Annotated in this window: 12 protein-coding genes; 6 read left to right on the plus strand and 6 right to left on the minus strand. The window is 61.2% G+C overall.

Annotation, left to right across the window (positions count from 1 at the left end; translation table 11 throughout):
• The 3 genes from GIW04_RS22420 to GIW04_RS22430 form a co-directional block, all read left to right on the plus strand.
• On the plus strand, nucleotides 1–545 hold a 545-nt coding region (locus tag GIW04_RS22420), incomplete at its 5' end, for a glycerophosphodiester phosphodiesterase family protein (protein WP_268939253.1).
• 94 nt (nucleotides 546–639) lie between these two features.
• Nucleotides 640–954 carry a PepSY domain-containing protein gene (locus GIW04_RS22425; protein ID WP_003193676.1) on the plus strand — a complete coding sequence of 105 codons (315 nt, stop codon included), beginning with the start codon at nucleotides 640–642 and terminating at the stop codon, nucleotides 952–954.
• A 145-nt stretch (nucleotides 955–1,099) separates the two neighbouring features.
• Nucleotides 1,100–2,119, plus strand: a complete 1,020-nt coding sequence (locus GIW04_RS22430; RefSeq protein ID WP_120248632.1) for a transporter — start codon at nucleotides 1,100–1,102, stop codon at nucleotides 2,117–2,119.
• A 117-nt stretch (nucleotides 2,120–2,236) separates the two neighbouring features.
• Here the strand turns inward: GIW04_RS22430 and GIW04_RS22435 are convergent, their stop codons facing one another.
• The 3 genes from GIW04_RS22435 to GIW04_RS22445 are packed head-to-tail and all read right to left on the minus strand — an operon-like array spanning nucleotide 2,237 to nucleotide 4,901.
• Nucleotides 2,237–3,211: a biotin-dependent carboxyltransferase family protein gene (locus GIW04_RS22435; RefSeq protein WP_003193680.1), complete on the minus strand. Its 975-nt coding sequence runs from the start codon at nucleotides 3,209–3,211 to the stop codon at nucleotides 2,237–2,239.
• The gene (locus GIW04_RS22440; protein WP_120248631.1) at nucleotides 3,208–4,086 is read right to left on the minus strand and encodes a 5-oxoprolinase subunit B family protein; all 879 of its coding nucleotides are present in this window, start codon (nucleotides 4,084–4,086) and stop codon (nucleotides 3,208–3,210) included. The genes GIW04_RS22435 and GIW04_RS22440 overlap by 4 nt, the downstream gene beginning before the upstream one ends.
• Before the next feature lie 56 nt (nucleotides 4,087–4,142).
• On the minus strand, nucleotides 4,143–4,901 hold the full coding sequence (locus tag GIW04_RS22445; protein ID WP_120248630.1) for a 5-oxoprolinase subunit PxpA: 759 nt from the start codon (nucleotides 4,899–4,901) through the stop codon (nucleotides 4,143–4,145).
• A 249-nt stretch (nucleotides 4,902–5,150) separates the two neighbouring features.
• Here GIW04_RS22445 and GIW04_RS22450 point away from each other — a divergent pair, with 249 nt between their 5' ends.
• Nucleotides 5,151–6,068 carry a LysR family transcriptional regulator gene (locus GIW04_RS22450; protein WP_120248629.1) on the plus strand — a complete coding sequence of 306 codons (918 nt, stop codon included), beginning with the start codon at nucleotides 5,151–5,153 and terminating at the stop codon, nucleotides 6,066–6,068.
• On the opposite strand, the gene GIW04_RS22455 is transcribed toward GIW04_RS22450, so the two are convergent.
• Nucleotides 6,065–6,961, minus strand: coding sequence for a LysR family transcriptional regulator (locus GIW04_RS22455; RefSeq protein ID WP_034134336.1), 897 nt, complete (start codon nucleotides 6,959–6,961; stop codon nucleotides 6,065–6,067). The genes GIW04_RS22450 and GIW04_RS22455 overlap by 4 nt on opposite strands.
• Nucleotides 6,962–7,067: 106 nt before the next feature.
• Between GIW04_RS22455 and GIW04_RS22460 the strand changes: the two genes are divergently transcribed.
• Nucleotides 7,068–7,826, plus strand: a complete 759-nt coding sequence (locus GIW04_RS22460; protein WP_003193687.1) for an SDR family NAD(P)-dependent oxidoreductase — start codon at nucleotides 7,068–7,070, stop codon at nucleotides 7,824–7,826.
• Between the two features lie 79 nt (nucleotides 7,827–7,905).
• Here GIW04_RS22460 and GIW04_RS22465 read toward each other — a convergent pair whose 3' ends face one another.
• The gene (locus GIW04_RS22465) at nucleotides 7,906–8,370 is read right to left on the minus strand and encodes a multidrug/biocide efflux PACE transporter (protein WP_034134337.1); all 465 of its coding nucleotides are present in this window, start codon (nucleotides 8,368–8,370) and stop codon (nucleotides 7,906–7,908) included.
• 88 nt (nucleotides 8,371–8,458) lie between these two features.
• On the opposite strand from GIW04_RS22465, the gene GIW04_RS22470 reads away from it, so the two are divergent.
• Nucleotides 8,459–9,313: a LysR family transcriptional regulator gene (locus tag GIW04_RS22470; protein WP_003193690.1), complete on the plus strand. Its 855-nt coding sequence runs from the start codon at nucleotides 8,459–8,461 to the stop codon at nucleotides 9,311–9,313.
• Nucleotides 9,314–9,422: 109 nt separating this feature from the next.
• Here GIW04_RS22470 and GIW04_RS22475 read toward each other — a convergent pair.
• On the minus strand, nucleotides 9,423–10,278 hold an 856-nt coding region (locus GIW04_RS22475; protein WP_236479203.1), incomplete at its 5' end, for an RNA polymerase sigma factor.

Raw genomic sequence — 10,278 nt, forward strand, 5'->3', positions numbered from 1 at the left:
GCTCCAAACTGGGCAAGAGCAACACCGGTGTCGGCCAAGGCAAGGGCCGCGTGGTGCTGCAAACCTTCGAAACCGCCAGCCTCAAAGAGCTGCAGAAGGAAATGCCCAATACCCCGAAAATCCTGCTGTTGTGGGTGGGTGAAGGCAGTATCGAGCCCAAATCCAAAGTGACCTTCGCCGAGTCTGGCGAACCCACCAAGGCCGCCTACTACGCCAAGCAAGAGCCTAAAGACGCTGCCGAATTCGAAAAGTGGGTCGATGAAGCCAAAAGCCTCGGCGCCATCGGCACCGGCCCCTCGGCAGAGTTGACCGACCACGGCGACCAGAGCTATACCGACCTGGTGAAGCCGCAAATGAACAAGCTGACCCACGACAAGGGCCTGCTGGTGCATGTGTATACCGTGGATGAGCCGGTGGACTTCGAGAAAGTCATGAAAGCCGGCGTCGACGGCATCTTCACCAACCGCGCCGCCGAACTGCTGAAGTTCTACAAACGCTGGCCGTCGTCCAGCGTGCAAGACCTGCTCAACGACCATAAGTACTAAAAGCATTGGTGTCAGTGAGCCATTAAGGATGAGTTAAGTTGCGCCGGTTAATCTGGCGCCACTTAAACAGCTCAACCTAAGAAGGACACACACCATGAAAACTTTGACTGCCCTGTTCGCTGCCACCGCCCTGACCCTGACTGCCGGCCTGGCACAGGCGGATGTTCGTCCGGATCATATCGAGGGCCTGCTCAAGTCCGGCGCCGTGATGCCTTTCGACAAACTCAACGCAGCAGCCGTGGCAACTCACCCTGGTGCTTCGATCACTGACACTGAGCTGGACACCAAACACGGTGTCGCCAACCAGTACGTCTACGAAGTGGACCTGACCGATACCACCGGCAAGCGCTTTGAAGTGAAGCTCGACGCCAAGACCGGTGCCGTGCTGGAAAACAAGCAAGACACCTGAGTTGAACCTTGAAAAAACGCGCCACCTTCGGGTGGCGCGTTTTTTTATGCGCGCCTCAAACCGTCACATAACCGTCATACCGCCTTGCAATGATTCGCCTAGGAACCTGTGAAACGTCCTACAGGCCCTTTCTCTGCGAGTCGCCATGAACCACAGCATCGACCATGCCCACCAGGATTCCGATCTGTTTGGCCTGCTTTACGGTTTTCGTTTTCGCCCCGGCGAGAAAGGCCAGCAAATTGATTCCGCCACCGCCCTCGCCGCCTTGCAGCAACCCCCAGACCCGGAAGAATTCCTGTGGCTGCACCTGAACCTGGCCCACGCCGCCTGCGAGCGCTGGATGCAGGCGCACTTGTCGCTGCCGGAAGAGTTTTTTGAAGCCCTGCACGAGGGGTCGCGCTCCACGCGCATCGAGCATGTGGACTCGGCCTTGCTGGCGGTGGTCAACGACGTGGTGTTCAACTTCAGCAGCATGGTGTCGTCGGATATTTCCACGCTGTGGGTGTGCGCCCGCAGCCGCTTGCTGGTGAGTGCGCGCCTGCAGCCGTTGCACTCGGTGGATAAATTGCGCTCGTCGGTGAAGGCCGGTGAACACTTTCGCTCGCCGTTGGAACTGCTGGTGCACCTGCTGCGCGACCAGGGCGAAGTGCTGACGCAGATCGTGCGCAAGACCAGTATCAGCGTCGACCATATCGAAGATCAGCTGTTGTCTTCGCGCCTGTCCACCAACCGTGCTGAACTGGGTGCGGCCCGCCGCGTGCTGGTGCGCCTGCAACGCCTGCTGGCGCTGGAACCGGGCTCGCTGCTGCGCCTGCTCAATCGCCCGCCGCAATGGCTGCAAAAGGAAGACGTGAAGGAGTTACGCAAATCCACCGAGGAGTTTGCGCTGATCATCAACGACCTGACCGCCCTGGGCGAGCGCATCAAGCTGTTGCAGGAAGAGATCGCCGCCAACCTTAATGAACAGAGCAACCGCACGCTGTTCACCCTCACGGTGGTGACAGTGCTGGCGCTGCCGATCAACATCATTGCCGGCTTTTTTGGCATGAATGTGGGTGGGGTGCCCCTGTCTCAAGACCCGGAAGGCTTCTGGATATTGGTGGCCTTGGTCGCAACCTTTACCCTGCTCGCCGGGCGTTGGGCCTTTCGCAAATTCTCAAATTGAAATAAGCCCCAACTGTGGGAGCTGGCTTGCCTGCGATTGCGGTGGATCAACCAACACAATGCAAGCTGACTCACCGCTATCGCAGGCAAGCCAGCTCCCACAGGGTTATGCGTCGGGTCAGTGATTGAAGAGTCCAGCCATCGCTTTGAGCCGCTTCTTGTACACCTGCCGCGCCTCCAAAGCCTCCTCGAGACTTACCGCCACAAACCCCGCCCGCTGGTTGGGCTGCATCTGCCCGATCAAGTCCAGGTCGGCGCTGATCACCGTGCCAATCATCGCGTAGCCACCGCCCGACACCGCATCGCGGTGCAGCACAATCGGTTCGAGCCCTGCCGGTACCTGAATCGAGCCAATCGGGTAGCAACTGTCGACGATGTTGGAAGGATCGGAGCCCGCGCCAAACGGCTGTTCCCGTGGCTGGAAGCTCAACGCGCTGCCGCCCTTGAAGCGATAGCCGATGCGATCGGCCTCGGAGCCCACCGTCCACGGTTCGGCAAAAAAGCTGCTTTTGGCCTCGTCAGTCAAACGCTCGTAATACAGCCCCGGCACCACTCGCAATGTCACATCACCACCGACCGAACGCCGCAACGCCATCGGCAAGCTGTTACCCGCACGCCCGGTACCGCTGGCGGTACCGATCGGCAATTGATCGCCCTCCTGCAAGCGCCGGCCATTAAACCCGCCGAGGGCGCCGAGGGTGTAGGTGGAGCGACTGCCGAGCACCAACGGCACGTCGATACCACCCGCAACGGCGAGGTAGGTGCGTGCGCCGGCCTTGGGAAATTCGAACCGCAGCACCTGCCCGGCGCGCACGGCAAAGGCGGTGTCCTGGTGCACCACTTCACCGTCCAGGCGCGGCGACATCAAGGCGCCGCTCAGGGCCACCAGCGCGTCCTGCTGGAACTCCAGCTCTGGCCCGATCAGCGTGCATTCCAGGCCCGCCGCGCCCACGGGGTTGCCCACCAAGTGGTTGGCCGCACTCAACGCGTATTGGTCCAGCGCCCCCGACGGCGGGATGCCCAAGTGGTAATAACCTTCGCGGCCCAGGTCCTGCACGGAGGTGGCGAGGCCAGGTTTGAGGACCTTGATCATGCCAGCGCCTCCTGCAGGGTTTTCGGATAGCCGATGGGGTCGGCGAGAAAGGCATCCAGAGAAAATTCCACCGGGCGAATGCGTAAATCGAAACGCCCGGCGTCCACCTCGGCGACGGCCCGGTCATAAGCCTCGCGGTCTATCGGCTTGAACTGCACGATATCGCCAGGGCGGAAGAACACCATGTGCGCCTTGAGGTACGCCAACTGCTGCGCCGGGTCGTAGATCGGTGCCGGGGTAACGCCGAACATCTGATAACCGCCCGCCCCTCGCACTGAGTAGATACAGCCAAAGCAGCCGCCATGGCCCAGGGTCAGTTTCGGTGTGTCGGTGCGTGGCCGCAGGTATTTGGGTACCTGCAATTGCCGCTCGCGTTGGACCATCTGGAACATGAACGGCAAGCCCGCGACAAAGCCGACCATCGACACAAACCACGGCGCGCCACTGTGGGCGGCGATGAACGCGTTTACGTCGGCCAAGCCATTGATGCGTGCGGCGTATTCCAGGTCTGTGCCGCTGGGGTCTTGGTGGCGGTCACGAAAGCGCATCAGGGTTTCGTGAGTCCAGGGGTCGTTATAGAGCACCGGGATTTCGATGATGCGCGTGCGCAAGGTGCGCTCGGCCACGGCCTGGGCTTCGGCGCTTTGCACGGCGTCGAGCAACGCGTGAGGGGCTATGCGGTCGGGGTCGAAGCGAATCTGGAACGATGCATTGGCCAGGCAGACATCCAGTACGCCTTCCAGCGCCAGGCGCTCCACGGCGCGGGTCACCGCCATGCCCTTGAAAAAAGCCTCCAGGGACATGCTGTCGCTGACCTCGGCAAACAGGTGTTCATCACCGCCGAAGCTGTAGCGGATGGGGGACGTTTCAGCCATGTCTGTTCCTCTTGGAATCATTGTAGAAAGGCAGGCAAAAAAGTAAGGGTTGGATCTTATCGGGGTGTTCTGACGTCGATGCCCGCCTGGTCCAGGGCTGCACGGGTGGCTTGCACCAAGTCCAGGGCGCCGGGGGTGTCGCTGTGCAGGCAGATGGAATCGAATTCAATCGCCAGGTCTTCGCCTTCGACGGTACGCACCAGGCCGGCCTGACACGCACGCAAGACCCGCGCGGCCACTGTGGCGGGGTCCAGCGCCCGCACATTGCGGGTAAACACGATGGAGCCGCTCAGGTCGTATTCACGGTCGGCATAGAACTCGCGCACCACCGGTTGCCCCAGTTCCTTGGCAATGCGCCAGATCACCGAGTTGGGCATGCAATACAGCATCAGCGTGGGCTCGATGACTTGCAGGTTTTGCACCAACAGCCGGGCGGCCTCTTCATCGCGGGCCAGGTGCATGTACAGCGCGCCGTGAGGCTTGATGTGTTGCAGGGTCATGCCTTGGGCACGGGCCATTTCACGCAGGGCACCGAGCTGGTAGAGCATGTCGTCCACCAGTTCCTGGGCCGGTGCGTTGATATGCCGGCGACCGAAACCCACCAGGTCATGGAAGCCTGGGTGGGCGCCAATCGCCACACCCAGTTGCTTGGCGCGCTCGACGGTGCGGCGCATGGTGCCGGGGTCGCCGGCGTGAAAGCCGGTGGCGATATTGGCCGAGCTGATGTAGGCCATCAGCTCTGCGTCGACGCCGTCGCCGATGGTCCAGGGGCCAAAGCTTTCGCCCATGTCTGAATTGAAATCCACTGCCTGCATCGAGGTCGCTCCGCCAAAGGTGATGCCCGCAAAGTAGGCTGGGGCTTGACCCCTTGGGAAGATCTATTATCAGATGGCCCATCTTCTGAAAATCAGATAGCTTTTTATCCTCGACCCCCGATCGTTCCCACGCTCTGCGTGGGAATGCAGCCATGGACGCTCTGCGTCCGCACTTGAGACCGTGACGCGGAGCGTCACAAGAGGCATTCCCACGCAGAGCGTGGGAACGATCAATAAGCAGAGTGCGATATGTCTTTAACCTTGCGCCAGGTTCGCTATTTCGTCGCCACTGCGGAAATCGGCCAGATATCCCAGGCGGCGATTCACTTGAATATTTCCCAATCGGCGGTGACCACGGCGATCAAGGAGCTGGAAGCCATGCTCGGCGTGAAGTTGTTCGTGCGCTCGGCCCAGGGCATGAACCTCACCGATGCCGGGCGGCATTTTCTCAACCGTGCCTACGTGATTGTGCACAGCGTGGAGGACGCCCTCAACAGCCCGTTGCCGGACTACCGCGCCAGCGGCGTGCTGCGGGTGGCGGCCAGTTACACGGTGCTGGGTTATTTCCTGCCGCACCATTTGCAGCGCATGGAGCATTGGCATCCGGACGTGACCATCGAGGTGTTCGAACAGGAACGCCAGGCCATCGAACAGGGCCTGCTCGACGGCCAGTTCGACATGGCCGTGGTGCTGACCGCCAACCTCACCCACGCGGATATCGTCTCGGAAATTCTGTTCAACTCCGAACGCCGCCTGTGGCTGCCCAGCCATCACCCGTTGTGCGAACGCGGCGCCGTGAGCCTGGCGGACGTGGCCCAAGAACCCTACATTTTGCTCACCGTCGATGAAGCCGAACACAGCGCCATGCGCTACTGGGAACAGGCCGGGCAAACGCCCAAGGTGCGGCTGCGCACCAGCTCAGTGGAGGCGGTGCGCAGCATGGTTGCCAACGGCAGCGGCGTGGCGATCCTGTCAGACCTGGTGCACCGGCCCTGGTCCCTGGAAGGCAAGCGCATCGAAACCCTGACCGTCACCGACCCGGTCACGCCCATGAGCGTCGGCCTGGCCTGGCACCGCGAGCGTGCGTTTACCCCAGCGATGCAAGCGTTCCGGGATTACTTCCACGACGCGTTCCTGGCGCCCCAGCAGCTGTCGGCACGCCGTTAAAGATGAGCTTGCAGGGTGGCGGTCAACCAGTCCATGAACACCCGCACCCGCAACGGCAGATGCCGCTGACCGGCGTACAGCAACGACACATCCAGGGGCGGCGCCTGGTAATCGGGCAGCACCGCCACCAACTCGCCGCTGGCCAACAAGTCGCGTATCCCGAGCTGAGGCACCTGCGTGATGCCAAACCCGCCCAGGCACGCCGACTGATAGGCGTCGGTGCTGTTGACCGTCACCCGGCCTGCCATCGGTAACCGCTGCACCTTGTTGCCCACCAAGTACTCGAACCCGGCCGAGCGTGCGCCCAGTGGCCGCACGTAATGCACCAACTGGTGATGCGCCAGGTCTGCCAGGGTTTCGGGCACGCCATACCGTTGCAGGTACGCCGCGCTCGCGCAGTTGACCATCGGCATGCTGCACACCCGCCGCGCTACCACGGTTTGATCGGGCTGGGCGCCGACGCGCACCACGCAATCAAAACCTTCGGCGATCAGGTCCACTTGGCGGTCCGAACCGCTGATCTCCATGTCGATCAGAGGATGGCGCGCCATGAACGTGGGCAAGTTCGGCAAGATCAAGCCCCGCGCCATGACATTGGGCATGTCCACCCGTATGCGCCCGGCCAATTGGGTTTCGTCCTGACGGAACAACCCTTCCAGCTCCTCCATATGCGCCAGCAGATCCTTGCTGCGCTCATACAACACCCGACCATCCTGGGTCGCCTGCACCTTGCGCGTGGTGCGTTGCAACAGCCGTGCGCCCAGCAACTCCTCCAACGCCTGCACATGCTCGGATACCGTAGAGCGCGGCAAGCCCAGGCTTTGGCCGGCCTGGGTAAAGCTCGACAACTCAGTGACGCGTACGAAGGTGCGCAGCAGCTCAAGCTTGTTCATGTGATTGTTCGCCCTATCCGGCCAGTGATTCCGATATCAGCCTGTTTATCACGTTATGGCCGGACAAATACACTCAATCCCACTAACCCCATTTGAGGACTGCACCATGACCCGTAAAATCGCACTCATCACCGGCGCCAGTCGTGGCCTTGGAAAAAGCGCCGCCCTGCACCTGGCTGCGCAAGGCATCGACATCATCGGCACTTACCACAGCGCAGCGACCGAAGCCCAAGCCGTGATAGCCCAAGTAGAGGCCTTGGGCGGTCGCGCCGCCATGCTGCAACTGGACGTCAGCCAGAGTGAAACCTTCGATGCATTCGTTGGCCAGATCGGCACCCTGCTCAAGGATGTGTTCGCCCAGGATCATTTCAACTTCCTGATCAACAACGCCGGGGTTGGCACCTACGCAAGCTTTGCCGAAACCACCGAAGCCCAGTTCGACCAACTGGTGGCGATCCATGTGAAGGCACCGTTTTTCCTCACGCAAAAACTGCTGCCGCTGATCCGCGATGGCGGGCGCATCATCAATATCTCCAGCGGCCTGGCACGCTTCAGCCTGCCGGGTTATGCGGCCTACGCGTCCATGAAAGGCGCGGTGGAAGTGTTGTCGCGCTACCAGGCTAAAGAGCTGGGCCCACGGGGTATCACCGTGAACACCCTGGCACCGGGCGCGATTGCCACTGACTTCGGCGGTGGCGCGGTACGCGATAACAATGATGTGAATGCGATGGTGGCCAATAACACTGCTCTTGGCCGAGCCGGCTTGCCGGACGATATTGGCGGCGCGATTTCGATCTTGCTGGCCGATGGCAGCCACTGGATCACCGGCCAGCGGATCGAGGCGTCGGGCGGGATGTTCCTCTAAACGGCGGCCCCCTGTAGGAGCGAGCTTGCTCGCGAAAAACTCAAGAGCGCCGCGTATTTACAGAGGCCCCGCGTTATCGTTAGCGATCTTCGCGAGCAAGCTCGCTCCTACAGTGGGTAGCATTTTTTTCGCTGATTTTTTCCCGAATGACGTCGTAACCCCAGTGGTACACGTAGGTGTAGGGCAGGAAGAACAACAACACGCCAATGTCGAGGATGAAGGCTTCCAACAGGCTGATCTTCATCAAGGCAGCAATCAATGGCACCGCCAGCAGAATCAGGCCGCCTTCAAACAGCAGCGCGTGCAGCACACGGGTCCAACCACCGTTGGCCAGTTGCAGGCGAGCTTTAAGGCGGTCGAACAGGCTGTTGAACACCACGTTCCAGCTCAGTGCCAACAGGCTGATGCCCAAGGTCACTGCGCCCATCTCCAGCGCCGGCCGGCCAGTGACCCACACCAGCAGTGGCGTGCAGATCAATAGGGCCAGCCCTTCGAAACCAAGGGCTTGAAAAACGCGTTCAGTAAGGGATTTGGTAGGGGTCATGACCCGGCTCCGTGAGTGACGATGGTTGCCATGATCAGGCTTTGTCTCGATACTTCATAACCAATAACCATCGATCAAGGCGATAGTCATGGCCTCCCATGAAGTGCTCCAGGCGTTTGTCCAGGCGGCCACCCAAGGCTCGTTTTCCGCGGCGGCGCGCAAGCTGGGCAAGAGCCAGTCCACCGTGAGCGCGGCGGTGGCGAGCCTGGAGATCGACCTGGACGTGGTGCTGTTTGACCGCAGCAGCCGCAAACCGACCCTCACGCCCGCAGGGCAGGTTTTGCTGCAACGGGCTGAGCAAGTGCTGGAAGCCAGTAGCCGCCTGGAGCTGGCGGCCAGTCAGTTATCTCAAGGCCTGGAGCCGAAGTTGAGTATCGCCATGTCCGATACTTATCAGTCTGATCGATTCGAGATCGCCCTCACCGCCTTCGAACGACGCTACCCGGACCTTGAGCTGGAATGCCTGATCGCGGAATGCGAAGACCTGATCGCGCTGGTGCAAAGTGGCCGGGCGCAGATCGCATTTATTGAGAAACAGGAAGTTTACCCGCCCGATCTGACCTTCTCTGCGGTGGAAGAGCGCACGGAGATCGCGCTGTTCGTCTCGCCTAAACACCCGTTGGCGAGCCTGGGCAAGGTTCACCCGCACACGCTGCAACAACACCGGGAGTTGCGCTTGGCGAGCATCATCAGCCCCAATGAAAACCGCGGTAAGCAACGCGTCTGGTCGGCGCCGAGTTACCTGATGCTGATGGAAATGGCGCAGCTGGGTTTTGGTTGGGCACCAATACCGCGCTGGCTGGTGGAGCGCTTTGGCGGTAACCAATTGGTTGAACTCAAGGTGCGCAGTTGGCCGCGTTCGGTGGCGGTGGATGCGCTGTGGTCCAGGCACCAGCCGCCGGGACCTGCGGGGAGCTGGTTGCTGGGCAAGATGCTGGAGTGAACGCAGTGCAATGTAGAGGGGGCAGTTAAAGAGACGTTGGCTGTCAGGCCGTCATCGCAGGCAAGCCAGCTCCCACATTGGATCGCGGGGCGTCATAACAGTGTTTTGGCTATTTGAGTTCGGCGAGGCGTCGCGTGATGAAGCGTTTTTCTGGCGCTTGTTGGGTCAGGGACAAAGCTTTTTCGTACGCCCTGCGGGCTTCGTCAAACCGCCCCAACTGCCGGCAAAACTCCCCACGCGCCGAATGCGCCAAGTGGTAGTCCTGCAACTCACCGCGCTGCAAAAGGTTGTCTACCAGCGCCAACCCCGCCAACGGCCCCTGCTCCATCGCCACCGCTACCGCACGGTTCAACTCGATCACCGGCGACGGCACAGACCTGAGCAATACATCGTAGAGCCCGACAATCTGCCGCCAATCGGTTTCCCCTGCGCTGGGCGCCTCGGCGTGCACGGCGGCAATCGCCGCCTGCAGGCAATACGGTCCAAAGCGCCGCGAGGTGAGCGCCTGCTCCACCAGTGCGCAGCCTTCAGCGATCAAGGCCCTGTCCCAAAGTGTACGATCCTGCGCGTCCAACAGCACCAGTTCGCCGCTGGCAGAAGTACGGGCAGGCCGACGCGACTCGTGCAGCAACATCAACGCCAGCAAGCCCATGACTTCCGGCTCGGGCAGCAACTCCAACAGCAAGCGCCCCAGACGAATGGCCTCCAGGGTCAGGTCTTCACGGGTGAGGTCGGCACCCGCCGAGGCCGAATAGCCCTCGTTGAACACCAGGTAAATCACCCGCAGCACACTGTCCAACCGCTCGGGCAATTCGGCCCGGGACGGCACTTGATAGGGAATTTTCGCCTCACGGATCTTGCCCTTGGCGCGCACGATGCGTTGGGCAATGGTGCTGGGCGTGGCAAGAAAAGCGTGAGCGATGGCCTCGGTGCTCAGGTCGCAGATCTCGCGCAGGGTCAGCGCA

This window comes from Pseudomonas sp. PA-4-8C, assembly GCF_021606625.1.
Taxonomy (GTDB): Bacteria; Pseudomonadota; Gammaproteobacteria; order Pseudomonadales; family Pseudomonadaceae; genus Aquipseudomonas; species Aquipseudomonas lactis.

Excerpts from the sequence above, each read along its gene's own strand:
- GIW04_RS22425 (WP_003193676.1), top strand. The coding sequence starts at position 640 with ATGAAAACTTTGACTGCCCTGTTCGCTGCCACCGCCCTGACCCTGACT.
- GIW04_RS22435 (WP_003193680.1), bottom strand. The coding sequence starts at position 3,211 with ATGATCAAGGTCCTCAAACCTGGCCTCGCCACCTCCGTGCAGGACCTG.
- GIW04_RS22470 (WP_003193690.1), top strand. The coding sequence starts at position 8,459 with ATGGCCTCCCATGAAGTGCTCCAGGCGTTTGTCCAGGCGGCCACCCAA.
- GIW04_RS22440 (WP_120248631.1), bottom strand. The coding sequence starts at position 4,086 with ATGGCTGAAACGTCCCCCATCCGCTACAGCTTCGGCGGTGATGAACAC.
- GIW04_RS22430 (WP_120248632.1), top strand. The coding sequence starts at position 1,100 with ATGAACCACAGCATCGACCATGCCCACCAGGATTCCGATCTGTTTGGC.
- GIW04_RS22460 (WP_003193687.1), top strand. The coding sequence starts at position 7,068 with ATGACCCGTAAAATCGCACTCATCACCGGCGCCAGTCGTGGCCTTGGA.
- GIW04_RS22465 (WP_034134337.1), bottom strand. The coding sequence starts at position 8,370 with ATGACCCCTACCAAATCCCTTACTGAACGCGTTTTTCAAGCCCTTGGT.
- GIW04_RS22455 (WP_034134336.1), bottom strand. The coding sequence starts at position 6,961 with ATGAACAAGCTTGAGCTGCTGCGCACCTTCGTACGCGTCACTGAGTTG.
- GIW04_RS22450 (WP_120248629.1), top strand. The coding sequence starts at position 5,151 with ATGTCTTTAACCTTGCGCCAGGTTCGCTATTTCGTCGCCACTGCGGAA.
- GIW04_RS22445 (WP_120248630.1), bottom strand. The coding sequence starts at position 4,901 with ATGCAGGCAGTGGATTTCAATTCAGACATGGGCGAAAGCTTTGGCCCC.